This window comes from Streptomyces sp. NPDC001816, from assembly GCF_042892235.1.
In the GTDB taxonomy this organism is placed as follows: Bacteria; Actinomycetota; Actinomycetes; order Streptomycetales; family Streptomycetaceae; genus Streptomyces.
This window is the reverse complement of the sequence record NZ_JBIATY010000008.1, coordinates 183,574-207,968: the sequence shown is the minus strand read 5'-3', so window position 1 is coordinate 207,968 and position 24,395 is coordinate 183,574. Positions and strand designations below refer to the sequence as shown.

The following is a 24,395-nucleotide window of genomic DNA, read 5'->3' as shown; positions in this document are numbered from 1 at the left end:
CATGGCGGGCAATCCGGAACGGCGGGCGGCGCTGGTGGACGCCGGCATCGAGGTGCTCGCGCGGGAGGGCGCGCGCGGGCTGACGTTCCGCGCGGTGGACGGCGAGGCGGGCGTGCCCACCGGTACCGCCTCCAACTACTTCACCAGCCGCGAGGACCTGCTCCGCCAGATCGACGCCCGGCTGCACGTACGGCTCGCACCGGATCCCGAGGTGCTGGAGACGCTGCTGCGCCGGCCCCGCGACCGCTCCCTGGTCAGGGCCCTCATGCAGGACATCATGGACCGGGCCACCGGCGACCGGACCGGGTATCTGGCCCTGCTGGAGATGCGGCTGGAGGCCACCCGGCGCCCCGAACTGCGGGCCTCCTTCACCAAGTCGGTGCGCGGAGACCTGGAGCAGGGCATCGAGTTCCACCGGCAGTCCGGCCTGCCCGGCGGCGACGAGACCGTCACCGTGCTCTACCTCGCGATGCTCGGCCTCATCCTGGAACACCTGACCCTCCCGGGCGTGCTGGACGGAGTCCTGGACGGGGTGGGCGTGCCGGAGGGGCTGGTCGACAGGATCGTGACGACGATCGTGCCGGAGGGGTAGCGCGGCGGACCACTCGCCGGGACAGCTCACCAGGGCGATCGGCAGGCCGTCGGCAGCGGCGGTCACGTCCACGCAGCAGTCGTGCAGCCGGCGCGGCGCCCGCACCCAGGCCTCGCTACGGGCGCGCCGACCAGGGCGGCAGCCGCCGGCGCCGACAACGAGAACCCACCCCCGACCGGGCAGTGGGCGGGCCCCGCACACCGTCAAGATGCGCGGGGCCCTCCGGCCGGAGCCCCCGGGAGGTCGTGCGGGGTCAGGAGCCGCACGGTCCCGGTGACTCCGGGGTCCTTACCGGCCGCGTGTCACCGCGGCCCTCAATTGCTGTGGCCATGTACCACTGCGGCCTCAACTGCCGTGGCCATGTACCACCGCGGCCTCAACTGCCGTGGCCGTATCTCACCGTGGCCTCAACTGCCGTGGCCGCGTGCCACCGCGGCCTCAACTGCTGCGCCGGGTCACGAACTCGGCCAGGGCCAGCAGACCGCCCGCCGCCTCCGGCGCGGGCACGGCGCGGGCCAGCTCCTGCATGGCCCGGGCCATCCGGTCGGCCGCCTCGGCCTGCGCCCAGTCCCGGCCGCCGGCCTGCTCGACGGCGAGGGCCGTACGCGCGATCTCCCCGCCGTCCCCGGGCTCCCCCTTCACGTACGGCTTCCCGTACAGCGCGGCGAGTTCCGCGGCCGCCGGGGTGCCGGACGCGAGCGCGGCCACCACCGGCAGGGACTTCTTGCGGACCGCGAGATCCGCGCCGACCGGCTTGCCGGTGCGCTGCGGGTCCCCCCATATGCCGATCACGTCGTCGATCAGCTGGAAGGCGAGCCCCGCCTGGCGGCCGAAGGCGTCCAGCGCCGCCACGTCGTGCGCATCGGCGCCCGCGTACAGCGCGCCGAGCGCGCAGGCGCAGCCCAGCAGCGCGCCCGTCTTCGCCTCGGCCATGGCGAGCGCTTCGTCCAGGGTGACCTCGTCCGGCGCGCGCCCCTCCATGACCGTGTCGGTGTGCTGTCCGGCGCACAGCTCCACGACACAGTCGGCGAGCCGGACCGCGGCCGCGCCCGAGATCGGGTGCGGATCCGCGGCGAGCAGCCGCAGGGCCAGCGCCTGCAGGGCGTCCCCGGCGAGTATGGCGTCCGCGTCGCCGAAGACGGTCCAGGCCGTGGCCCGGTGCCTGCGGGAGGTGTCGCGGTCCATCACGTCGTCCTGCAGCAGCGTGAAGTTGTGCACCAGTTCGACCGCCACGGCCGCCCGGACGGCCGCCGTCCGCGCCCGCGGGCCGCCGAGTGCGGCGGCCGCGGCGAGGACCAGTGCGGGCCTTATGGCCTTGCCCGCGTTGCCTGCCGCAGGAGTGCCGTCCGCGTGCTCCCACCCGAAGTGGTAGAGCGCGATCCGGCGCATCGAGCCGGGCAGCGACTCGACCGCCGCACGCAGCTCCGGGTCGACGACGGCCCGGGTCCGCTCCAGCAGCGCGGCCGCCTCCTGCCCGTCGGGGGGACCGGCCCCGGCGTCACCGGCCGGCCCCCGCCTCTCGCCCGTCGCGGGTGAACGCTGTTTGGTCTCCGTCATGAACTCGGCCATGAGCCCCCCTCGCACAGTCCGCGGACGGTGGTGCTTCCGCTCCGGCTGGACACATACCCTGAGGGTGTACCCGCCCCGAAGGGCGGGAACACGGCCGCGAAGTGCGGAAACGTCACCTCCACCGGCCGATCTCGACGTTCTCCAGCACGCCGAGCGCGTCGGGCACCAGGACGGCGGCCGAGTAGTACGCCGTCACCAGGTAGTTGATGACGGCCTGCTCGTTGATGCCCATGAACCGCACGGACAGGCTCGGCTCGATCTCGTCCGGGATGCCGGACTGCCGCAGGCCGATGACGCCCTGCTCGTCCTCGCCGGTACGCATGGCGATGATCGAGGTCGTGCGCTCCGGGGTGACGGGGATCTTGTTGCACGGGTAGATCGGCACACCGCGCCAGGTGGGGATGCGGTTGCCGCCGATCTCGACGGTCTCCGGGACCAGTCCGCGCTTGTTCAGCTCGCGCCCGAACGCGGCGATCGCGCGCGGGTGGGCGAGGAAGAGCTTGGTGCCGCGCCGGCGGCTGAGCAGCTCGTCCATGTCGTCCGGGCTGGGTACGCCGTCGTGCGGCTGGAGCCGCTGGTCGTACTCGCAGTTGTTCAGCAGCCCGAACTCGCGGTTGTTGATCAGCTCGTGCTCCTGGCGCTCCTTCAGCGCCTCGACCGTGAGCCGCAGCTGGTGCTCGGTCTGGTTCATCGGCTGGTTGTACAGGTCGGCCACGCGCGTGTGGATGCGCAGCACGGTCTGGGCGATGCTCAGCTCGTACTCGCGCGGCCGGGCCTCGTAGTCGACGAAGGTGTGCGGGAGGTCCGGCTCGCCGCTGTGGCCGGCCGCCAGCGCGACCTCCTTCTCGCCGTACTTGTTGGTCCGCTGCTCCGGGAGCGCGCGCAGCTGCTGGACGTGTTCACGCAGCGAGTCGGCGCGCTCCGCGACCTGCTCGAAGTCCTGGCGGGCGAGGATCAGCACCGTGCACGCGGTGTCCGCGCGGGCCGTGTACTCCCAGATGGCGTCCGGGTCCAGCAGCGCCGCCTCGCCGAAGTGGGCGCCGTCGGCGAGGACACCGAGGACCGCGTCGTCGCCGTACGGGCCCGTGCCGATCTTCTCGACCCGGCCGTGGGCCAGCAGATACACCTCGTCGGTCTGGTTGCCGAAGGAGGCGATGACCTCGCCGGGCGCGAACTCCCGCTGCCGGCAGCGCCGGGCCAGCTCGGTCAGCACCTCCTGGTCCTCGTACGACCGCAGCGCCGGGAGTTCGCCGAGTTCGGCGGGGACCACCTCCACCTGGTCCCCGGTCTTCACGAAGGTGATGCGGCCGTCGCCGACGGCGAACGTCAGTCGCCGGTTCACCCGGTATGTGCCGCCCTGTACATCCACCCAGGGCAGCGTCCGCAGCAGCCAGCGGGAGGTGATCTCCTGCATCTGCGGGGCGGACTTGGTCGTGGTGGCCAGGTTCCGCGCTGCCGCAGTGCCGAGTGACTGCTGCGGCTTGCCCTGCTCCGTGCGGACCTCTTCGCCTACCGACATAAGAAAAAGCCCTTCTCATGTATGGCCGGCGCCGAATCGCACACCGGTCTCGCGAGTGAGCCTTTCATTACGGAAAGTACGCACGCCATTACCCGAAAGAGCGGGAATGGATCATCGGATTACTGGGCAGAAAGAGGGACCCTGTCCACTGCCCCACCCCGTGTGACCTGGCCGGATCGGCTCGCACGGCGTGCGAACGATGTAGTCCGGGGCGTCCGGTTTCGGTAGAAGCAGCGGTACGACAGGGCCGCGCCCCGCGGCCACCGGGCACAGCACGAAGGAGGCGGTCATGGCCCCACCCATGTCCGCGAACGGGTTCCTGGACGCGCTTCGGGCGGAAGGCGTCGAGGTCGTCGAGGTCGGCGACTGGCGGACCCACAACCGCAACCACAAGGGGCCCTGGGGTCCCGTCCACGGCGTGATGATCCACCACACGGTGACCCAGGGCAGCGCCGAGACCGTGGAGATCTGCCGGGCCGGCCATGCGGAGCTGCCGGGCCCGCTGTGCCATGGAGTGATCACCAAGGACGGCACGCTCCATCTGGTCGGCTACGGCCGCGCCAACCACGCCGGCCTCGGCGACGACGACGTCCTGCGCGCGGTGATCGCCGAGAAGCGGCTGCCCCCGGAGAACGAGATGAACACCGACGGCAACCGGCACTTCTACGGCTTCGAGTGCGAGAACCTGGGCGACGGCGAGGATCCCTGGCCCGAGGCGCAGCTGGACGCGATCGTGCGCGCCGCGGCGGCGGTGTGCCGGCACCACGGCTGGACGGAGCGCTCGGTCATCGGCCACCTGGAGTGGCAGCCGGGCAAGGTGGACCCGCGCGGCTTCTCGATGGCGTGGCTGCGGGACCGGGTCGAGGAGCGCCTGAAGGCGTAGGTGTGGTTGCCGGACCTGGCCGGCGCCGGGCGACAATGAGGCCGTGACCAGCACCGGCCCGCTCGCCCCGCACCTGCCCTCCCCTCTTGTGGAGGTACGGGACGACCGGTTCGCCCGGCACGGCCTGCGTCTGCTGCTCAAGCGGGACGACCTGATCCACCCGGAGCTGATCGGCAACAAGTGGCGCAAGCTGGTGCCGAACCTCGCGGCAGCGCGCGGCCGCGAGCTGGTCACCTTCGGCGGGGCGTACTCCAACCATCTGCGGGCCACCGCCGCCGCGGGCCGCCTCCTCGGTCTGCCCACGGTCGGCGTGGTCCGCGGCCAGGAGCTGGCCGACCGCCCGCTCAACGCGTCCCTGTCCCGTTGCGCGGCCGACGGCATGCGGCTGCACTTCGTCGACAGATCGACATACCGGCACAAGAGCGAGCCGGAGACCCTGGCCGCGATCCTGCGCGAGGCCGGCGCCGAGGGGGCCTACGTCGTCCCTGAGGGCGGCAGCAACGCCGCGGCCGTACGCGGCTGCCGGGCCCTGGGCGAGGAGCTGTGCGGCCGCGCCGACGTCGTCGCGGTGGCCTGCGGCACCGGCGGCACCCTCGCGGGGCTCGCCGCCGGCCTGGCCCCCGGACAGCGCGCGCTGGGCATACCGGTCCTGAAGGGCGGCTTCCTGGAGACCGAGATACAGACCCTCCAGGAGCAGACCTTCGGCACCCGCACCGGCACCTGGTCCCTCGACGACCGCTTCCACTTCGGCGGCTACGCCCGTACGACCCCCGAACTCGACGCCTTCGCGGAGCACTTCGAGCAGCGCCACGGACTGCCTGTGGAACGTCTCTATGTCGCCAAGTTGCTGTACGGACTTGCCGCGCTGGCCGAGGAGGGCGCCTTCGCGCGCGGTACGGCGATCGCAGCGGTCGTCACCGGGCGGCCCTTCCCGTAGGCCCAGGACCGCCTGGACGCCGACCGCCGTCACGGGTCCTGGTGGGGACCGGCCCTAGCCCGCTTCCCGGTAAGCGGCCGCCTCTTCCAGGTCGAGTCTGCGGAGCAGGGCGCGGAGCATCTCGTCGTCGATGTAGCGGTGGTCGCGGAGGCGGACGAAGACCTCGCGTTCGGCGCCGATCATCTCGCGGGACAGGCGGCGGTAGGTGTCGTCCACGGACTCGCCGGTGACGGGGTTGACCTGGCCGAGGCGCTCCCAGACGGCGTTGCGGCGGCGCTCCAGGACCCTGCGCAGGCGGTCGGCGAGCGGCGGGGGCAGGGCGTTGCGCTCGTCGGAGAGGAGTTCGTCCAGGCAGTTCTCGGCGGCCCGGGATGCCTGCGCCTGGGCGTTGGCCTCGGCGAGCGTCTCGGCCTGCCGGTCGCGGCCGGGGAACCTCAGCAGGCCGATCAAGGGGGGCAGGGTCAGGCCCTGCACGACCAGGGTGCCGATGACGGTGGTGAAGGTCAGGAAGAGGATCAGGTTGCGCTGCGGGAAGGGGTGGCCGTCGTGGACCGTGGGAATGGAGAAGGCGATGGCCAGGGAGACGACACCACGCATGCCGGCCCACGAGGTGACCATCGCACCCCGCCAGGTGGGGTCCTCCTCGCGTTCCCTGATGCGCGCCGACAACAGGCGGGGCAGCAGGGCCGCCGGATACACCCAGACGAACCGGGCGAGGACCACGACGAGGAAGAGGGCGACGGCGTACCAGGTCGCCTTGGCGCCCTCGTATCCTCCGAGCCCCTTGAGGACGACCGGCAGCTGCAGGCCGATGAGGGCGAAGACCGCCGACTCCAGGATGAAGGCGACCATCTTCCACACCGCCTCCTCCTGCAGCCGGGTGGCGAAGTCGACCTCCCACGCGCGGTGACCGAGGTAGAGGGCGACGACCACGACCGCGAGGACACCGGAGGCGTGCACCTGTTCGGCGACGCCGTAGGCGACGAACGGGATCAACAGGGAGAGGGTGTTCTGCAGGAGGGGTTCCTTCAGGTGCGTGCGCAGCCAGTGCAGGGGTGCCATGAGGACGAGGCCGACACCGACGCCGCCGACCGCCGCGAGCAGGAACTCGCGGATCCCGCCCGCCCAGGTGGCGCCCTCGCCGACGACCGCGGCGACGGCCACCTTGTAGGCGGTGATCGCGGTGGCGTCGTTCAGCAGCGACTCGCCCTGCAGGATCGTCGTGATGCGGGACGGCAGGCCGACCCGGCGCGCGACCGCCGTGGCGGCCACCGCGTCCGGCGGCGCCACCACCGCGCCGAGCACCAGGGCGGCGGTCAGCGGCATCCCGGGGATGAGCATGTAGGCGGCCCAGCCGACGGCGAAGGTCGCGAAGAGCACGTAGCCCACCGACAGCAGCGCCACGGGCCTGACCTGGGCCCGCAGGTCGAGGTAGGAGCTGTCGGTCGCCGAGGTGTACAGCAGCGGGGGCAGCAGCAGCGGCAGGACGATCTTGGGGTCGAGGGTGTAGTCCGGCACTCCGGGGACGTAGGAGACCGCCAGGCCGACCGCGACCAGCAGCAGCGGTGCCGGCACCGGGGTGCGCCGGGCGGCCCCCGCCACCGCGGCGCTGCCCGCCACCAGCAACAGCAGCGGCATCACATCCATGGTCCTCGCCCACCCTCGTTTTTGCGCGCGGCCACCCGCACGCCCGTCGTAATCTGGCAATCATGAAACAGTGCACGCACTCCGACGCGCTGCCGCACCCGGAGCCGGAGCCGCTGAGCGAGACCTGCCCGGAGTGTCTCGCGCGGGGGACGCATCCGGTGCAGCTGCGGCTCTGCCTGTCCTGTGGCCACGTCGGCTGCTGCGACTCCTCGCCCGGCAGACACGCGACGGAGCACCACGAGACGTCCGGTCACCCGGTGATGCGGACCTACGAACCCGGCGAGGACTGGCGGTGGTGCTTCGTCGACCACGTTCTCGTGTGACACTGCACTGACACGGCATACGGCCGCGGCCGCGGACGGTTCGAGCGTCTGACGCCGGGGTACGTCAACCCGGCGCGCGCTCTTCCCATTTGGGCCCGCAGACCCTCTAGACACGGAGCGTATCCACAGCTTTACTGTGAGTGACGCCAGGGGGTTGGGGTCCCGGGGACAGGACCGTTCGGAGCGCGATAGCGTCACCGCGGAACCACATGTGCGTTACCCCGAGGGGCGACCCTCGGCCCCGTAAAGCTTGTACCACCATGGAGGTGAGGGTGTCCCAGATCGCAGGCGAGCCCGCGACCCAGGACTTCGTGGAAGTCCGGCTGCCGGCTGCGGGTGCCTACCTGTCGGTGCTGCGGACGGCCACGGCCGGTCTTGCGGCCCGCTTGGACTTCACCCTGGACGAGATCGAGGACCTGCGCATCGCCGTGGACGAGGCCTGCGCGATCCTGCTGCAGCAGGCCGTGCCCGGCTCCGTGCTCAGCTGCGTCTTCCGGCTCGTCGACGACTCGCTGGAGGTCACGGTGTCGGCGCCGACCACCGACGGCCACGCCCCCTCGCGGGACACCTTCGCCTGGACGGTGCTCTCGGCCCTCGCGGGCAAGGTCTCGTCCGCCGTCGACGAGGACAAAACCGTGTCGATCAGTCTCTACAAACAGCGCGGCGCGGGCCCCGGGCCGGCGTGAGGAACGGGGACGGGCCGGTGCGGGACGAAGAGCGCGGCACACGGGAGCTGCCGACGGGGGACCGAGGCCCCGCGGACGGTTCCCGACGCATGGCGGACGGCATCGACGGCATCCCCGAGCAGGCCAGGCCGCACCCGGAGGAGGACTCCGCTGAGGCCGGCAGCGACGGTGCCGTGCAGAGCGCGCCTTCGGAGGGACGCGGCGGGATCGGATCCGCCGCCCCCGCGGAGGCGAGGGCTCGGGGAAGGGCTACGGGCGGGACGATGAGCGAGCACGAGCGATACGCCGAGGACGCCGCGCTGGGCGCGGAGGCCGTGCAGGCCACCCAGCACGACCCACAGGACCGCAGCGGGGCGCGTGCGATGTTCATCGAGCTGCGCAAGCTGAACCAGGGCAGCCCGGAGTACGCGGAGCTGCGCAACCAGCTGGTCCGTATGCACCTGCCGCTCGTCGAGCACCTGGCGCGCCGCTTCCGCAACCGCGGCGAGCCGCTCGACGACCTCACCCAGGTCGCCACGATCGGCCTGATCAAGTCGGTCGACCGCTTCGACCCCGAGCGCGGCGTGGAGTTCTCCACGTACGCCACCCCGACCGTCGTCGGCGAGATCAAGCGGCACTTCCGCGACAAAGGCTGGGCGGTCCGCGTGCCGCGCCGGCTGCAGGAGCTGCGCCTCGCGCTGACGACGGCGACGGCCGAGCTGTCCCAGCAGCACGGCCGCTCCCCCACGGTCCACGAGCTGGCCGAGAAGCTGGCCATCTCCGAGGAGGAGGTCCTGGAGGGCCTGGAGTCCGCCAACGCGTACTCCACGCTGTCGCTGGACGTCCCCGACACCGACGACGAGTCCCCGGCGGTCGCCGACACCCTCGGCGCCGAGGACGAGGCGCTGGAGGGCGTGGAGTACCGCGAGTCCCTCAAGCCGCTGCTGGAGGACCTGCCACCGCGCGAGAAGCGGATCCTGCTGCTGCGCTTCTTCGGGAACATGACGCAGTCGCAGATCGCGCAGGAGGTCGGCATCTCGCAGATGCACGTCTCCCGGCTGCTCGCCCGGACCCTCGCCCAGCTGCGGGAGAAGCTGCTCGTAGAGGAGTGAGCGTCGAGCGGTGAGCCCTACTCGGCCCGGCCCGGTCCCTTGATCCCGAGGGCCTGGGTCGTCGCCGAGTTCACGAGCAGCACCAGCGAGGCGATCGCCACGACGGCCAGGGCGATGCCGCCCGGGATGGCCATGCTGTCGGCCTTGAGCAGGTTGTAGGCCACCGGAAGCGCCATGATCTGCGTGATGACGGCGGGGCCGCGGCTCCAGCTGCGCCTCAGCAGCAGACCGCGCGCGGCGAGCAGCGGCAGCAGCGCGAGCACCACCAGGGTGATCCCGCCGGTCACGGCCTGCTGCCGGTCGTCGGGATCGCCCGTGAGTCCGAGGACGAGGATCCAGACGCCGCCGACCACCAGGGCGGCCCCCTCCAGCCCGGCCAGCGCCGCCGCGTACGTCAGCCGACGCGGGCGGGGCTCGGCTTCTTCGGTCGTTTCCGGGGCGGATTTCTGCTCACTGCTCACGCCAGCAGCGTAGCCCCGCACCCCGCGGCGGCCGCCTCCGCCCCGGGCCCGGCGCGGTGGCGGGTGTCCAGGCTCACGCCCTCGCCTCTTACCTGATCCCTACCTCGGTCTGGGCCGGGTACCCCCCAGTAGGTACGCTGCCATCCATGCGTGCACTTCTCGTGGTCAATCCGGCGGCAACCACCACAAGCGCACGCAGGCGTGACGTGCTGATCCACGCGCTCGCCAGCGAGATGAAGCTGGAGGCGGTCACCACCGAGTACCGCGGTCACGCGCGCGACCTGGGCCGGCAGGCCGCGGAGAGCGACGACATCGACCTGGTCGTGGCCCTCGGCGGCGACGGCACCGTCAACGAGGTCGTCAACGGCCTGCTGCACGCCGGCCCCGACCCGGACCGCCTGCCCGGACTCGCCGTGGTCCCCGGCGGCTCCACCAACGTCTTCGCCCGCGCCCTGGGGCTGCCCAACGATCCCGTCGAGGCCACCGGCGCCCTGCTGGACGCGCTGCGCGACGGAACCGAGCGGGTCGTCGGGCTCGGCCTGACCTCGGGCACGCCCGGCACCGAGGACGAGGCGGTGCCGGACCGCTGGTTCACCTTCAACGCCGGGCTCGGCTTCGACGCGGGTGTGGTCGGCCGGGTCGAGCAGCAGCGCGAGCGCGGCAAGAAGTCGACCCACGCGCTGTACGTACGACAGGTGGTCCGGCAGTTCCTCGGCGAGCCGCACCGCCGGCACGGCGCGATCACCCTGGAGCGGCCCGGCGCCGACCCGATCACCGATCTTGTTGTCGCCATAGTCTCGAACACGTCCCCTTGGACGTATCTCGGCAATCGCCCGATGTACACGTCACCTAAGGCGTCGTTCGATACGGGCATCGACGTACTCGGTCTCAGCCGTCTGTCGACGGCCGCGGTTGCCCGGTATGGCACGCAGTTGCTCACTTCGTCCCCCGAGCGCGGACCCCATGGCAGGCATGCGGTCTCACTGCACGATCTGGACCAGTTCACCTTGCATTCGAAGGCCCCCCTCCCCCTTCAGATGGACGGCGACCACCTCGGACTGCGTACGAGCGTGACGTTCACAGGCGTACGCCGCGCACTGCGTGTGATTGTGTGAGCGGAACGGGCTAAAGTCCTTTCACTCGAACGTTTAGGCCAGGATCCACCCCATGGAAGTACGGCTGTGACCCAGTCGACACCGAGGAATCAAAAAAAACTTTCCGGAAGGGGTTGTATCCGTCGCTGAGGTTTGCGAGTCTCTACGTGGCGATCGGGACGGCCCGCAACACCGGCCTCCACTGATCACCGGAACCCCTCTCCAAACCAAGGACCACGCCGGGGAAGACTCGGCGGTCGGCCCTTCACTTGTTGAGGGATTCGTGAAAGCGTTCACATTCACAAGCAACTTGCACGTAATACCAAGGAGAGGTAGCAGCCATGGACTGGCGTCACAACGCCGTTTGCCGCGAGGAAGACCCCGAGCTCTTCTTCCCCATCGGCAACACCGGTCCTGCGCTGCTGCAGATCGAGGAAGCCAAGGCCGTCTGCCGTCGCTGCCCGGTTATCGAGCAGTGCCTGCAGTGGGCGCTCGAGTCCGGTCAGGACTCCGGCGTCTGGGGTGGTCTCAGCGAGGACGAGCGCCGCGCCATGAAGCGCCGCGCCGCCCGCAACCGGGCCCGTCAGGCCTCCGCCTGACAGTCCCACCCCTGCTGACAGCCTGAGCTTGGCGGCGCGTACAGCGCGTACGCATCTCCCGCCCCCGAGCCGCAGCGCGCAGTACCCCCGATGCGCTTAGCGACAAGCAGAGCAGCAACGAGCTTTAAGCCCCGGACCACCAAGTGGCCCGGGGCTCAATGCTGTTCGGGCCGCTGTGCGTCGGACCTGGCGGGTGGTTCCTACTTCTGCGAGCGCACCGGAATGTCCAGGATGACCTGTGTGCCCCGCTCCGGCGCCGGGACCATGTCGAAGGTGCCGCCCAACTCGCCCTCCACCAGCGTCCGTACGATCTGCAGGCCCAGGTTGCCCGCCGTCTGCGGGTCGAAACCTTCGGGCAGGCCGACGCCGTCGTCCTGGACGGTGACGAGGAGGCGGGCCTCCTTGGTGGTGCCGCCGCGGACCGCGGAGACCTCGACCGTGCCGGTGTCACCCTCGCGGAAGCCGTGCTCCAGCGCGTTCTGCAGGATCTCGGTGAGCACCATCGACAGCGGGGTGGCGACCTCGGCGTCGAGGATCCCGAAGTGTCCGCTGCGCCGGCCGGTCACCTTGCCCGGCGAGATCTCGGCGACCATCGCGAGGACCCGGTCGGCGATGTCGTCGAACTCCACCCGCTCGTCCAGGTTCTGGGAGAGCGTCTCGTGCACGATCGCGATCGAGCCGACCCGTCGTACGGCCTCCTCCAGGGCCTCCCGGCCGCGCTCGGACCCGATGCGCCGGGCCTGCAGCCGCAGCAGCGCCGCGACGGTCTGCAGGTTGTTCTTCACCCGGTGGTGGATCTCCCGGATGGTCGCGTCCTTGGTGATCAACTCGCGTTCGCGGCGGCGGAGTTCGGTGACGTCCCGGAGCAGCACCAGGGAGCCGATGCGGGTGCCCTTGGGCTTGAGCGGAATGGCCCGGAACTGGATGACCCCGTCGTTCGACTCGATCTCGAACTCGCGCGGCGCCCAGCCGCTGGCCACCTTGGCGAGCGCCTCGTCCACCGGGCCCCGGGTCGGGGCGAGTTCGGCCGTGGTCTGCCCCAAATGGTGGCCGACCAGGTCGGCGGCGAGACCGAGGCGGTGGTAGGCGGACAGGGCGTTCGGGGAGGCGTACTGGACGATGCCGTCCGCGTCCAGCCGGATCAGGCCGTCGCCGACGCGCGGCGAGGCGTCCATGTCGACCTGCTGGTCGGGGAAGGGGAAGGAGCCGGCCGCGATCATCTGCGCGAGGTCCGAGGCGCTCTGGAGGTAGGTCAGTTCGAGGCGGCTCGGGGTGCGGACGGTCAGCAGGTTGGTGTTGCGGGCGATGACGCCCAGCACGCGGCCCTCACGCCGTACGGGGATCGACTCGACCCGGACGGGGACCTCTTCGCGCCATTCCGGGTCCCCCTCGCGCACGATCCGGCCCTCGTCCAGCGCCGCGTCCAGCATGGGCCGCCGGCCGCGCGGGACCAGGTGGCCGACCATGTCGTCCTGGTAGGAGGTCGGGCCGGTGTTGGGGCGCATCTGGGCGACCGAGACGTACCGGGTGCCGTCGCGGGTGGGGACCCACAGGACCAGGTCGGCGAAGGAGAGGTCGGAGAGCAGCTGCCACTCCGAGACCAGCAGGTGGAGCCACTCGAGGTCGGAGTCACCGAGGGCCGTGTGCTGGCGTACGAGTTCGTTCATGGAGGGCACGTTGTGAGCGTACCCGGGGCCCGGGGATGGCCGAAAAAACACCCGCGGGCCGCGGCGCCTGGGAGGGACCCTCAACCCACCCGGCACCGCAGCCCGGAGCATCATCGGCCGTGGGGTGTGCGGTCCCGGTCGGCCGAAGGTCGAGGAGCCGGGGCAGTCAGGGCAGAGAGCGCCGGTTCCTCGTCCGTCCTCCTGTGCGGGGAAGACGGAAGCTGTTCAGTTTTCGCTACGATTTTCCCCTACGCATTCTGGACTAGACCACGATGGCGTGTCCATGCGCGTGGGGGTATGTGTTGAAGTCTGCTGGCACGCGATGCCACGCAGCCTAGCCCGCCCGGGTCAGCCGCGGGGCCAGATGGCCATGGCAATTTCCGCGAGTGCCTCCAGTTCCGCCCGGCTCGCGCCGTCCCGCGCCTGCTGGGACATGCCCTGGATCATGGCTCCGGTGTGCCGCGCGAGCGTAGCCGCGTCGGCGCCGGCCGGCAGTCGCCCCTCGGCCACGTCGGCCCGGATCCGGGATTCGAGCGCGGCGATGCCCGCATTGCGCCGCTCCCGCAGCAGCTGCTCCACCTCGGGGCTGGTGCAGTTGGTGGCCGCGTGGACGACCAGACAGCCGTAGGGGTGTGCGGGGTCGGTGTACTCGGCGGCGGCCTCGCGCAGCGTGCGTGCGACGGCGGCGCGGGCGGTGGGCTCCTCGGCGAGGGCGCGGTCGCCGAAGGCGCCGTGGGTGTCGGCGTAGACCCGGACGACCTCCTCGAACAGGCTGCGCTTGTCGCCGAAGGCCGCGTAGAGGCTCGGGGCGCCGATGCCCATGATCCGGGTGAGGTCGGAGACGGAGGTGGCCTCGTAGCCGTGCTCCCAGAAGGCCATGAGTGCCCTCTCCAGCGCGGTGGCGCGGTCGAAGGAGCGCGGGCGGCCGCGCGTCCTGGCGGGCTTGGCCTGCGCTTTCGCGTCCTCGCTGGTCACCATGGGGTGCATTTTATAGCGCCCCCTAGAGAAATGTCGGCGAAGCGCTGCAGCGGACGTCCCACCTGGGCCCAGGAGTCCGATTCTGTTAGATTGGTCTAAACCACATAGAGACTCTTGCTCCGACCTCTCCCCTGTTCTCCAGGCCCTCTTCAGAACGGCAGGCCCAGCGTGGAAGTTGTCATCGTTCCGGACGCGGCGGCGGGCGGCGAGCTGATCGCCGAGGCCATGGCCCAGCTGCTGCGGCGCAAGCCCGACGCCCTGCTCGGTGTGGCCACCGGCTCGACCCCGCTGCCCATCTACCAGGCACTGGCCGCCAAGGTGCGCTCCGGCGCCGCGGACACCGCGCGGGCCCGCATAGCGCAGCTCGACGAGTACGTGGGGCTGCCCGCCGAGCACCCCGAGTCCTACCGCTCGGTGCTGCGCCGGGAGGTGCTGGAGCCGCTCGGCATCGGGATGGACGCGTTCATGGGGCCGGACGGCACGGCAGAGGACGTCCAGGCGGCGTGCGAGACGTACGACAGGGCGCTCACCGAGGCCGGCGGGGTGGACCTGCAGCTGCTGGGAATCGGGACGGACGGGCACATCGGGTTCAACGAGCCCTGCTCCTCGCTCGCCTCGCGCACCCGGATCAAGACGCTGACCGAGCAGACCCGGATCGACAACGCGCGCTTCTTCGACGGTGACATCGAGCAGGTGCCGCACCATGTGATCACCCAGGGCATCGGCACCATCCTGGAGGCCCGGCACCTGGTGCTGCTCGCGACCGGCGAGGGCAAGGCGGACGCGGTCGCCGCGACCGTCGAGGGCCCGGTCGCGGCCGTCTGCCCGGCCTCCGCACTCCAGCTGCACCCGCACGCCACGGTGGTCGTGGACGAGGCCGCCGCGTCCAAGCTCAAGCTGGCCGACTACTTCCGGCACACCTACGCGAACAAGCCGGACTGGCAGGGGATCTAGGGGGTCGGGCGCCGGTACCGGTACCCGCACCGGTACCGCGCGCACCAGCCGTTGGACTAGACCAACAACGGGTGCGACGGTATATAGAGGAGATCACGGAGCGTGCGGGTGGAGCCCTGACACACGAAGCCGTGCCACGATGTGAGCCGTGGCCGATGGGATGTCGGTCGCTTTCGGCATCAGGAGCCGGGAAGGCAGAGCATGAGCACCGACGTCGGCAGTGCGGAGAACGAGGCCGGGACGACGGTCCGTACCGCGCGCGTGCCCAAGTACTACCGCTTGAAGAAGCATCTGCTCGACATGACGGAGACGCAGGCGCCGGGCACGCCGGTCCCGCCCGAGCGCACGCTGGCGGCCGAGTTCGACACCTCCCGCACCACCGTCCGCCAGGCCCTGCAGGAGCTCGTCGTCGAGGGCCGCCTCGAGCGCATCCAGGGCAAGGGCACTTTCGTCGCCAAACCGAAGGTCTCGCAGGCGCTGCAGCTCACCTCGTACACGGAGGACATGCGGGCCCAGGGCCTGGAGCCCACATCGCAGCTGCTCGACATCGGCTACATCACGGCCGACGACCGGCTCGCCGAGCTGCTCGACATCACGGCCGGCGGACGCGTGCTGCGCATCGAGCGGCTGCGCATGGCCAACGCCGAGCCGATGGCGATCGAGACCACGCATCTGTCGGCCAAGCGGTTCCCGGCCCTCAGGCGGTCGCTCGTGAAGTACACGTCCCTGTACACCGCGCTCGCCGAGGTCTACGACGTCCATCTCGCCGAGGCCGAGGAGACCATCGAGACCTCCCTGGCCACCCCGCGCGAGGCGGGCCTGCTCGGCACCGACGTGGGCCTGCCGATGCTGATGCTCTCCCGTCACTCCCTGGACCGCGAGGGCAAGCCGGTGGAGTGGGTGCGCTCGGTCTACCGAGGCGACCGGTACAAGTTCGTGGCGAGGCTCAAGCGCCCGCAGGACTGAGGGGTGTTGGCGTCTTCACGCCACAACCTCCAAATCGACATACCGATGTGCGGACGAGGTCTTCCGCTGCCACGACACCGTCACCTAGATTGCCTGCGCATTACACAGGTGATCAACCAGGGGACGGAGCCGTGGCATGTCCGAAACGCCTGAAGTGAGACCACCGGTGGTGACACCGGTCCGCGTGATCATCGGCCTGTGTCTCGTCGCGCCCTTCATGGCGATGCTGTGGGTGGGCTCGTACGCCAAGACGGATCCCGCGTTCATCGGGATCCCGTTCTTCTACTGGTACCAGATGCTGTGGGTGCTGATCTCCACCGCGCTCACGATGCTCGCGTACAAGCTCTGGCAGCGTGACCAGAGCGCCCGCAGGGCCACTCAGGGCAAGGGGGCGGCGCAGTGAAGAACGGCGTCAACGGCGTCGCGCTCGGCGTCTTCATCTTCTTCTTCCTGGCCGTCACGGTCATGGGCTTCCTGGCCGCCCGCTGGCGCAGGGCCGAGAACGAGCACTCCCTGGACGAATGGGGCCTGGGCGGGCGGTCGTTCGGCACCTGGATCACCTGGTTCCTGCTCGGCGGCGACCTGTACACGGCGTACACGTTCGTCGCCGTGCCGGCGGCGATCTACGCGGCGGGTGCGGCCGGCTTCTTCGCCGTGCCGTACACCATCCTGGTCTACCCGCTGATCTTCACGTTCCTGCCCCGTCTGTGGTCGGTCTCGCACAAGCACGGCTATGTGACGACCTCGGACTTCGTGCGCGGCCGCTTCGGCTCCAAGGGCCTGTCGCTGGCCGTGGCGGTCACCGGCATCCTCGCGACGATGCCGTACATCGCGCTCCAGCTCGTCGGCATCCAGGCGGTGCTGGACGTGATGGGCGTCGGCGGCGGCGAGAACACCAACTGGTTCGTGAAGGACCTGCCGCTGCTCATCGCCTTCGGCGTGCTGGCCGCGTACACGTACTCGTCGGGCCTGCGCGCCCCCGCGCTGATCGCGTTCGTCAAGGACACGCTGATCTACATCGTCATCGCGGTGGCGATCATCTACATCCCGATCAAGCTGGGCGGGTTCGACGACATCTTCGCCAAGGCCGGCGAGAAGTTCACGAAGGCGGGTGCGGGCGGGCTCGTACCGGCCCCCGCGGGCCAGTGGACGTACGCCACGCTGGCGCTCGGTTCGGCGCTCGCGCTGTTCATGTACCCGCACTCGATCACCGCGACGCTCTCGTCCAGGAGCCGTGAGGTGATCCGGCGCAACACCACGATCCTGCCGCTGTACTCGCTGATGCTGGGCCTGCTCGCGCTGCTCGGCTTCATGGCGATCGCGGCCGGGGTGAACGTCACCAACGGGCAGTTGGCGATTCCGCAGCTGTTCGAGGACATGTTCCCGGACTGGTTCGCGGGCGTGGCGTTCGCGGCGATCGGCATCGGCGCCCTCGTGCCCGCGGCCATCATGTCCATCGCGGCGGCGAACCTCTTCACCCGCAACATCTACAAGGACTTCATCAGGCCGGACGCCACGCCGAAGCAGGAGGCCCAGGTCTCCAAGCTCGTGTCGCTGCTGGTCAAGGTCGGCGCCCTGGTCTTCGTGCTCACCATGGACAAGACGGTCGCCATCAACTTCCAGCTGCTGGGCGGCATCTGGATCCTGCAGACCTTCCCGGCCCTGGTCGGCGGCCTGTTCACCCGCTGGTGCCACCGCTGGGCGCTGCTGGCCGGCTGGGCGGTCGGCATGGTCTACGGCACGTTCGCCGCGTACGGGGTGGCCTCGCCGACGCAGAAGCACTTCGGCGGCAACTCCAAGGAGATCCCGGGCATCGGTGAGATCGGCTACATCGGCCTCACGGCCTTCGTGCTGAACGTCGCCGTCACGGTGGTCCTGACCTTCGCGCTGAAGGCCCTGAAGGCCCCCGAGGGCATCGACGAGACCCGCCCCGAGGACTACACGGCGGACGCGGGCGACGCGGGGGTCCAGGCGGAACTGACGCCGAATGCAACCCCCTAGGCACCCGCAGCGGGCCGCCGACAACAAGCACCACGGCGGCCCGCTGTTGACCCTCTGAAGCCGTCACGACACGCAACAGACACAACATCTGGGGGTGACACCACAACCCGGCACTAGATGTATGCTCATCCTCGCTGTCGCCGCAGGGGAATCCGGTGCGAATCCGGAACTGTCCCGCAACGGTGTACTTGCGTGCTTCCGCACGCCTGTTCAGTCCGAGGACCTGCCGTCAGCGCGCGCCCGGCCGTCCGGTCCGGGTGCCTTCAGACGTCCGGGCCTCGTGGAGTGGGCCGGTGGACGCGACGCCGTGCGCGCTCGTGCTGCCCCTGCCCTCCGCCAGGCCCTGTGCCGAGCGAGGGAGAGCCCCACGTGACCATCGCGCCAGCCGACCCGGCTTCAGCCGTCCAGGCGACCGCAGCTCCGGTGGAGACCGACGGTCCCGGTGCCGCGCTGCTGCGGACCCTGACCGAGCTGACCGCCGACCTCCCCGACGCCGACCCCGGCCGGGTCGCCGCGGCCGCGCTGCGGGGCCGGTCCGCCCGGGCCGACGAGGCGGAGTTGCGCGAGCTGGCCACGGAGGCGGCCGCCGGCCTCATCTCCGACGACCCCGCCTACTCCCGGCTGGCCGCCCGGCTGCTGACCATCTCGATCCGCGCCGAGGCCGCCTCGCAGGGCGTGACGTCCTTCACCGAGTCCGTCGCCGTGGGCCACCGCGAGGGCCTGGTCGCCGACCGCACGGCGGAGTTCGTACGGCTGCACGCCGAGCGTCTGGACACGCTGATCGACGCGGACGGCGACGACCGCTTCGGCTACTTCGGCCTGCGCACCCTGCACAGCCGCTACCTGCTGCGCCACCCCCTCACCCGCCAGGTGATCGAGACGCCCCAGCACTTCATGCTGCGCGTCGCCGCGGGTCTCGCCGAGGACGACACGACCCGCTCCGTCGACGAAGTCGCCGCGCTCTACGGGCTCATGAGCCGCCTCGACTACCTGCCCTCCTCCCCCACGCTCTTCAACTCCGGCACGCGGCACCCCCAGATGTCGTCCTGCTACCTCCTCGACTCCCCGCTGGACGAGCTGGACTCCATCTACGACCGCTACCACCAGGTCGCCCGGCTCTCCAAGCACGCCGGCGGCATCGGTCTTTCGTACTCCCGCATCCGCAGCCGCGGTTCGCTGATCCGCGGCACCAACGGGCACTCCAACGGCATCGTCCCGTTCCTGAAGACCCTGGACGCCTCGGTGGCCGCCGTGAACCAGGGCGGAAGGCGCAAGGGCGCGGCCGCGGTGTACCTGGAGACCTGGCACTCCGACATCGAGGAGTTCCTGGAGCTGCGCGACAACACCGGTGAGGACGCCCGCCGTACGCACAACCTCAACCTCGCGCACTGGATCCCGGACGAGTTCATGCGCCGGGTCAACGCCGACGAGCAGTGGTCGCTGTTCTCCCCGGCGGACGTGCCGGAGCTGGTCGACCTGTGGGGCGAGGAGTTCGACGCCGCGTACCGCAAGGCGGAGGCGAACGGGCTCGCGAAGAAGACCATCCCGGCCCGTGACCTGTACGGCCGCATGATGCGCACCCTCGCGCAGACCGGCAACGGCTGGATGACCTTCAAGGACGCCGCCAACCGCACCGCCAACCAGACGGCCGAGGCGGGCCACGTCGTCCACTCCTCGAACCTCTGCACGGAGATCCTGGAGGTCACCGACGACGGCGAGACGGCGGTCTGCAACCTGGGTTCGGTCAACCTCGGTGCCTTCGTGCAGGGCGGGGACATCGACTGGGAGCGCCTCGACGAGACCGTCCGCACGGCCGTCACCTTCCTCGACCGCGTGGTCGACATCAACTTCTACCCGACCGAGCAGGCGGGCCGCTCCAACGCCAGGTGGCGTCCGGTGGGCCTGGGTGCGATGGGTCTGCAGGACGTCTTCTTCAAGCTGCGCCTGCCCTTCGACTCCGCCGAGGCCAAGGCCCTGTCGACACGGATCGCCGAGCGGATCATGCTCGCCGCGTACGAGGCCTCCGCCGACCTGGCCGAGCGGGGCGGCGCGCTGCCGGCCTGGGAGAAGACCCGCACCGCCCGCGGTGTCCTGCACCCCGACCATTTCCCGAGCGTTCGCCTGACCTGGCCCGAGCGCTGGGCGGCCCTGCGCGAGCGGATCGCCGCGGTCGGCATGCGCAACTCGCTGCTGCTGGCGATCGCCCCGACCGCCACCATCGCGTCCATCGCGGGCGTGTACGAGTGCATCGAGCCGCAGGTCTCCAACCTGTTCAAGCGCGAGACGCTGTCCGGCGAGTTCCTGCAGGTCAACTCCTACCTGGTGCAGGACCTCAAGGAGCTGGGCGTCTGGGACGCGCGCACCCGTGAGGCGCTGCGCGACTCCAACGGCTCGGTGCAGGGCTTCGCGTGGATCCCGGCCGACGTGCGGGCGCTGTACCGCACGGCGTGGGAGATCCCGCAGCGCGGCCTGATCGACATGGCCGCGGCCCGCACCCCGTTCCTGGACCAGTCGCAGTCCCTGAACCTGTTCATGGAGACGCCGACGATCGGCAAGCTCTCCTCGATGTACGCGTACGCCTGGAAGCAGGGCCTGAAGACGACGTACTACCTGCGCTCCCGCCCGGCGACCCGCATCGCCCGGGCCGCCCAGGCGCAGACCCAGACCACCATCCCCGTGCAGCAGGTCGCCGACCCCGACGCCGTCGCCTGCTCCCTTGAGAACCCCGAGTCCTGCGAGGCCTGCCAGTAATGTCCAGCCGTAACACCAACCTGCTCGACCCGGGCTTCGAGCTGACGCTGCGCCCCATGCGCTACCCCGACTTCTACGAGCGCTACCGGGACGCCATCAAGAACACCTGGACCGTCGAGGAGGTCGACCTCCACTCGGACGTCGCCGACCTCGCCAAGCTGACACCGGCCGAGCAGCACCTGATCGGCCGCCTGGTGGCCTTCTTCGCGACGGGCGACTCGATCGTCGCGAACAACCTGGTGCTGACGCTGTACAAGCACATCAACTCCCCGGAGGCGCGCCTGTACCTGTCGCGCCAGCTCTTCGAGGAGGCCGTGCACGTCCAGTTCTATCTGACACTGCTCGACACCTACCTTCCCGACCCGGACGACCGCGCCGCCGCCTTCGCGGCCGTGGAGAACATCCCGTCCATCCGCGAGAAGGCCGAGTTCTGCTTCAAGTGGATCAACGAGGTCGAGAAGCTGGACCGTCTGGAGTCCAAGGCGGACCGCCGGCGCTTCCTGCTCAACCTCATCTGCTTCGCCGCGTGCATCGAGGGCCTGTTCTTCTACGGCGCCTTCGCGTACGTCTACTGGTTCCGCAGCCGGGGTCTGCTGCACGGTCTCGCCACCGGCACCAACTGGGTGTTCCGCGACGAGACGATGCACATGTCGTTCGCGTTCGAGGTGGTCGACACCGTCCGCAAGGAGGAGCCGGAGCTCTTCGACGACGAGCTGCAGCAGCAGGTCACCGAGATGCTGCGGGAGGCCGTCGAGGCCGAGCTGCAGTTCGCGCGTGACCTGTGCGGTGACGGCCTGCCGGGCATGAACACCGACTCGATGCGGCAGTACCTCGAGTGCGTCGCCGACCAGCGCCTCACCCGCCTCGGCTTCGCCCCGGTGTACGGCTCCGAGAACCCCTTCTCCTTCATGGAGCTGCAGGGCGTTCAGGAGCTGACGAACTTCTTCGAGCGGCGCCCGTCGGCGTACCAGGTGGCCGTGGAGGGCACGGTCGACCTGGACGAGGACTTCTGAGTCCGGTCGCCCTCGGCCGAGCAACGATCCGGCGCGCGTTCCGGGGCTCGCAAGCCACCTGAGCGCGCGCCGGTCATCGGCGAGTGTCTCTCACCACTGCACGGGCTGCAGCAGCAGCCGGTCGGGCCGGAGTGTGATGCCCACACGGGTGGTGTCGTTCGACCCGCCGACCTGCTCGAAGCGGTACTACGCCGAGATCGCCGCGGTGATCAGGCTCAGCTGCGACATGGAGAAGTGGTCGCTGGGGCACTTGCGGTTGCCCACGCTGAACGGGCTCATCGCGTACTTGGGCACCTCCTTCACCCGCTCGGGCAGCCAGCGGTCGGGGTCGAAGTCGAGGTGGTGGTCGTAGGAACGGCCGTCGCGCTGGATGGCGTACGGGCTGTACACGATGTCCGCGCCCGCCGGAATGCGGTAGCCGCCGAGCGCGGTGTCGGTCACCGCGCGGCGCGTCAATATCCATACGGCGGGCCGCAGCCGCATGGCCTCGACGACGACATTGTTGGTGTGCCTGAGCTCCCGGACGTCCGCGAATGCAACGGGCCGGCCGCCGGTCACGGATTCGACCTCGGCGCGCACCTTCTCGGCGTGTTCCGGATGTTCCGCGAGCACCTGGAGCAGCCACACGATCGTGGAGGCGACTGTTTCGCTTCCGGGGGTGAGTATCGCGACCACCTGGTCGTGGATCTCCTGTTCCCCGATGGGGTCGCCATTGTCGTCCTGCGCCGCCGGTAATGCCGTCAGCAAATCGTCCGGCTTTTGACCAGATGCCCTCCGCTCGGCGACGATCTCGTCGACCAGCAGATGCAAATCGGCCAGCGCCCGGTTGAATTCGCGGTTGGCGGGGAACGGCAGCCGGTACAGCGGCCCGAGCGGGACGACCATCCTGCGGTACATACCGCGGAAGACGGTGGCGAGATCGATGCTCAGCCGCTCCGCGCGCTCGTCCATGTAGTCGCCACGCAGCAGACAGCGGGCGGCGATGCGCACGGCGACCCGGAACGACTCCGAGGTGCAGTCGATGGTCTCGCCCGCCTTCCAGCGCTCGGTCAGCGCATGCGCCTCCTCCTCTATGATCGAGCCGTACGCGGGGATCGCGTCGAGCCGAAAGGCGGGCTGGATGGTGCGCCGCTGGCGGCGGTGCCGGGGGCCGTTGGCAGTGGCCACGCCCTCCTTGCCGAGCAGGCCTTCGAGGGACTCCCACAGCGGGCCGTCGATCTTGTGGTCGGGGCTGAGCGCGAGTGTGCCGGTGAGCGCCGGTGTGGTGACGGCGTACGCCGTCCTGGGGCCGAGCTTCAGCCGTACGACGTCACCGTGCTCGCGCAGCCCGGACATGAAGGCGAGCGGGTCGCGGACCAGTTTCAGACCGTGGCCGAGGACCGGGAGGGCGCCGCCGGCGAGGGGCGGTTCGCGCACTCCGGTGCCCTCGGGGGCCACGGGCTTCACGGACTCGACGGTCATTTGTCACCTGTGGCTTCGTTGTTGATGTACGGGGGCGTGGACCGGTCGTCCCAGCTGTCGACCCTGTACCGGCCGGACTCGTGGTGGAACCAGTAGACGGAGCTGAACCAGTTCCGCATATAACCGACACAGGCGCGGACGGCGGCGCTCAATTCCCTTCCGCGGTCCGTGCCGTTGGCGAGTTCGCCGGCGAACCGCAGGGCGTCCCGCTCGGCTTCGAAGAATTCGGCGATGCATTTCTCGACGCGCCGCCGGATTTCCTCCACCGCTTCTTCGAGTGTCAGTCCCTCATGGGTGACGAGACTGATGCCGAGATTGTGCACCTCATCGCCCGCTATTTCCTTGGGCAGTGAGCAGAGGTCGTTGTACCAGGCGGCGAATTCCTGGCTCAGCAGGGCCGCACGGCGATAGGCCGGATGTTTTCGCACGAAGTCCGGGAGTTCGCATCCGGCGCTCGGCTCCAGCAGGTCCGTCCATATCCAGTGCGCGAAGGTGAGCCGTCGCAGGGCGAGGTATTCCTCGACCTTCGGAACGTACCCCGCGCTCCGGTTGCGGAACTCGCGGTCGTAGGCCTCGATCACGTCGTGGAAGTGCCGGGCGAACCGCAGGTTCCAGGTGTGGGGCAGGAACGAGTACAGCCGCAGCACACTGTCCGCGAACCCTGCAACCAGGGGGTCCCGATGGTGCAGATGGTGCCGGGGTGCGTCGAGTGCCGCGTGTAGGCGGTGCCGCAGCCGGCGCCAGTCGGCCACCCGGCCGTGCACCCGGTCACGGTCGTGCCGGTCGTCCCAGACGAAGAACCAGGCACTGTAGTCCGCAATGGCCTGCAGGACCTCGTCGGGGGCGCCGGTGTAGTACCCCGCCATCAGGTCGGTGTAGCACAGACCATCGGCATATTCCCGCACCTTGTCCGCCGGCATCAGCCGTTTTTCCAGGAGCCACTGCCGGGTCTTCTCCTGAAGCTTTGGCCAATACGGGTGCAGTTTCCGGGGAATCGCGTCCTCGATCACCGGGAGGGCGAGAGACGGCGGTACTGCGACCGCTGTCGACGATGTGGTGCCGTGTGAGAAAGCGTGCACGAACAGTCCCCTCTCAGCTGCCAGGAGCGCACACCCCTCCCTGCCGTGCCGGGTGTGCGCCGTTGCGTATCCCCGCGCTTCCCATTCAGCACCACAACTGACCATTATGGGAACGGATTTGCTT

The 24,395-nt window shown here is 70.1% G+C and carries 21 protein-coding genes, 1 pseudogene and 1 riboswitch; of the genes and pseudogenes, 14 read left to right on the top strand and 8 right to left on the bottom strand.

The window, feature by feature from the left end; genetic code table 11:
* Nucleotide 1 precedes the first annotated feature (1 nt).
* The gene (locus ACFYZZ_RS28185; protein WP_389181452.1) at nt 2–592 is read left to right on the top strand and encodes a TetR/AcrR family transcriptional regulator; all 591 of its coding nucleotides are present in this window, start codon (nt 2–4) and stop codon (nt 590–592) included.
* A gap of 438 nt (nt 593–1,030) precedes the next feature.
* On the opposite strand, the gene ACFYZZ_RS28180 is transcribed toward ACFYZZ_RS28185, so the two are convergent.
* Together ACFYZZ_RS28180 and ACFYZZ_RS28175 are read right to left on the bottom strand one after the other, a co-directional pair.
* A complete protein-coding gene (locus ACFYZZ_RS28180; RefSeq protein WP_389181449.1) occupies nt 1,031–2,161 on the bottom strand; it encodes a family 2 encapsulin nanocompartment cargo protein polyprenyl transferase in 1,131 nt (376 codons plus the stop codon).
* Between the two features lie 112 nt (nt 2,162–2,273).
* Nucleotides 2,274–3,680 (bottom strand): family 2B encapsulin nanocompartment shell protein, encoded by a 1,407-nt coding sequence (locus ACFYZZ_RS28175; protein WP_389181446.1) that lies wholly within the window; start codon nt 3,678–3,680, stop codon nt 2,274–2,276.
* A 289-nt stretch (nt 3,681–3,969) separates the two neighbouring features.
* Here ACFYZZ_RS28175 and ACFYZZ_RS28170 point away from each other — a divergent pair, with 289 nt between their 5' ends.
* Nucleotides 3,970–4,563 carry an N-acetylmuramoyl-L-alanine amidase gene (locus ACFYZZ_RS28170; protein WP_389181443.1) on the top strand — a complete coding sequence of 198 codons (594 nt, stop codon included), beginning with the start codon at nt 3,970–3,972 and terminating at the stop codon, nt 4,561–4,563.
* A gap of 43 nt (nt 4,564–4,606) precedes the next feature.
* The gene (locus ACFYZZ_RS28165) at nt 4,607–5,500 is read left to right on the top strand and encodes a 1-aminocyclopropane-1-carboxylate deaminase/D-cysteine desulfhydrase (protein ID WP_389181440.1); all 894 of its coding nucleotides are present in this window, start codon (nt 4,607–4,609) and stop codon (nt 5,498–5,500) included.
* 54 nt (nt 5,501–5,554) lie between these two features.
* On the opposite strand, the gene ACFYZZ_RS28160 is transcribed toward ACFYZZ_RS28165, so the two are convergent.
* Entirely contained in the window at nt 5,555–7,147 is a 1,593-nt protein-coding gene (locus ACFYZZ_RS28160) for a Na+/H+ antiporter (RefSeq protein WP_389181437.1), read from the bottom strand.
* A 62-nt stretch (nt 7,148–7,209) separates the two neighbouring features.
* On the opposite strand from ACFYZZ_RS28160, the gene ACFYZZ_RS28155 reads away from it, so the two are divergent.
* The 3 genes from ACFYZZ_RS28155 (at nt 7,210) to ACFYZZ_RS28145 (ending at nt 9,247) form a co-directional block, all read left to right on the top strand.
* The gene (locus tag ACFYZZ_RS28155) at nt 7,210–7,470 is read left to right on the top strand and encodes a UBP-type zinc finger domain-containing protein (RefSeq protein ID WP_386578263.1); all 261 of its coding nucleotides are present in this window, start codon (nt 7,210–7,212) and stop codon (nt 7,468–7,470) included.
* Between the two features lie 272 nt (nt 7,471–7,742).
* Nucleotides 7,743–8,156 (top strand): anti-sigma regulatory factor, encoded by a 414-nt coding sequence (locus ACFYZZ_RS28150; protein ID WP_004925829.1) that lies wholly within the window; start codon nt 7,743–7,745, stop codon nt 8,154–8,156.
* Entirely contained in the window at nt 8,153–9,247 is a 1,095-nt protein-coding gene (locus ACFYZZ_RS28145) for an RNA polymerase sigma factor SigF (RefSeq protein WP_386578262.1), read from the top strand. Before ACFYZZ_RS28150 ends, ACFYZZ_RS28145 begins: the two co-directional genes overlap by 4 nt.
* Before the next feature lie 17 nt (nt 9,248–9,264).
* Here ACFYZZ_RS28145 and ACFYZZ_RS28140 read toward each other — a convergent pair whose 3' ends face one another.
* Nucleotides 9,265–9,708: a hypothetical protein gene (locus ACFYZZ_RS28140; protein ID WP_389181433.1), complete on the bottom strand. Its 444-nt coding sequence runs from the start codon at nt 9,706–9,708 to the stop codon at nt 9,265–9,267.
* 146 nt (nt 9,709–9,854) lie between these two features.
* Between ACFYZZ_RS28140 and ACFYZZ_RS28135 the strand changes: the two genes are divergently transcribed.
* Entirely contained in the window at nt 9,855–10,823 is a 969-nt protein-coding gene (locus ACFYZZ_RS28135; protein ID WP_386578260.1) for a diacylglycerol/lipid kinase family protein, read from the top strand.
* Nucleotides 10,824–11,143: 320 nt separating this feature from the next.
* Nucleotides 11,144–11,401, top strand: coding sequence for a WhiB family transcriptional regulator (locus ACFYZZ_RS28130; protein WP_003992873.1), 258 nt, complete (start codon nt 11,144–11,146; stop codon nt 11,399–11,401).
* A 200-nt stretch (nt 11,402–11,601) separates the two neighbouring features.
* Here ACFYZZ_RS28130 and ACFYZZ_RS28125 read toward each other — a convergent pair whose 3' ends face one another.
* Both ACFYZZ_RS28125 and ACFYZZ_RS28120 read right to left on the bottom strand, forming a co-directional pair.
* On the bottom strand, nt 11,602–13,068 hold the full coding sequence (locus ACFYZZ_RS28125) for a sensor histidine kinase (protein ID WP_389181902.1): 1,467 nt from the start codon (nt 13,066–13,068) through the stop codon (nt 11,602–11,604).
* Between the two features lie 348 nt (nt 13,069–13,416).
* A complete protein-coding gene (locus ACFYZZ_RS28120; RefSeq protein WP_389181430.1) occupies nt 13,417–14,046 on the bottom strand; it encodes a TetR/AcrR family transcriptional regulator in 630 nt (209 codons plus the stop codon).
* A 168-nt stretch (nt 14,047–14,214) separates the two neighbouring features.
* Between ACFYZZ_RS28120 and nagB the strand changes: the two genes are divergently transcribed.
* The 6 genes from nagB to ACFYZZ_RS28090 all read left to right on the top strand — a co-directional run bounded on the left by nagB (nt 14,215) and on the right by ACFYZZ_RS28090 (nt 21,731).
* Nucleotides 14,215–15,000, top strand: coding sequence for a glucosamine-6-phosphate deaminase (nagB, locus tag ACFYZZ_RS28115; RefSeq protein ID WP_389181428.1), 786 nt, complete (start codon nt 14,215–14,217; stop codon nt 14,998–15,000).
* 201 nt (nt 15,001–15,201) lie between these two features.
* Entirely contained in the window at nt 15,202–15,966 is a 765-nt protein-coding gene (locus tag ACFYZZ_RS28110; RefSeq protein ID WP_386578257.1) for a GntR family transcriptional regulator, read from the top strand.
* Between the two features lie 136 nt (nt 15,967–16,102).
* On the top strand, nt 16,103–16,369 hold the full coding sequence (locus tag ACFYZZ_RS28105; protein WP_389181425.1) for a DUF3311 domain-containing protein: 267 nt from the start codon (nt 16,103–16,105) through the stop codon (nt 16,367–16,369).
* Nucleotides 16,366–17,967 (top strand): monocarboxylate uptake permease MctP, encoded by a 1,602-nt coding sequence (mctP, locus tag ACFYZZ_RS28100; RefSeq protein WP_389181423.1) that lies wholly within the window; start codon nt 16,366–16,368, stop codon nt 17,965–17,967. The genes ACFYZZ_RS28105 and mctP overlap by 4 nt, the downstream gene beginning before the upstream one ends.
* 101 nt (nt 17,968–18,068) lie before the next feature.
* Nucleotides 18,069–18,213: riboswitch (cobalamin riboswitch) on the top strand.
* Nucleotides 18,214–18,336: 123 nt separating this feature from the next.
* On the top strand, nt 18,337–20,718 hold the full coding sequence (locus ACFYZZ_RS28095) for a ribonucleoside-diphosphate reductase subunit alpha (protein ID WP_389181420.1): 2,382 nt from the start codon (nt 18,337–18,339) through the stop codon (nt 20,716–20,718).
* Nucleotides 20,718–21,731, top strand: a complete 1,014-nt coding sequence (locus ACFYZZ_RS28090; RefSeq protein WP_389181417.1) for a ribonucleotide-diphosphate reductase subunit beta — start codon at nt 20,718–20,720, stop codon at nt 21,729–21,731. Before ACFYZZ_RS28095 ends, ACFYZZ_RS28090 begins: the two co-directional genes overlap by 1 nt.
* A gap of 90 nt (nt 21,732–21,821) precedes the next feature.
* On the opposite strand, the pseudogene ACFYZZ_RS28085 reads toward ACFYZZ_RS28090, so the two are convergent.
* A pseudogene (locus ACFYZZ_RS28085) lies at nt 21,822–23,192 on the bottom strand (cytochrome P450).
* The gene (gene cyc1, locus ACFYZZ_RS28080) at nt 23,189–24,271 is read right to left on the bottom strand and encodes an epi-isozizaene synthase (RefSeq protein WP_389181414.1); all 1,083 of its coding nucleotides are present in this window, start codon (nt 24,269–24,271) and stop codon (nt 23,189–23,191) included. The pseudogene ACFYZZ_RS28085 and the gene cyc1 overlap by 4 nt, the downstream one beginning before the upstream one ends.
* Nucleotides 24,272–24,395: the final 124 nt, after the last annotated feature.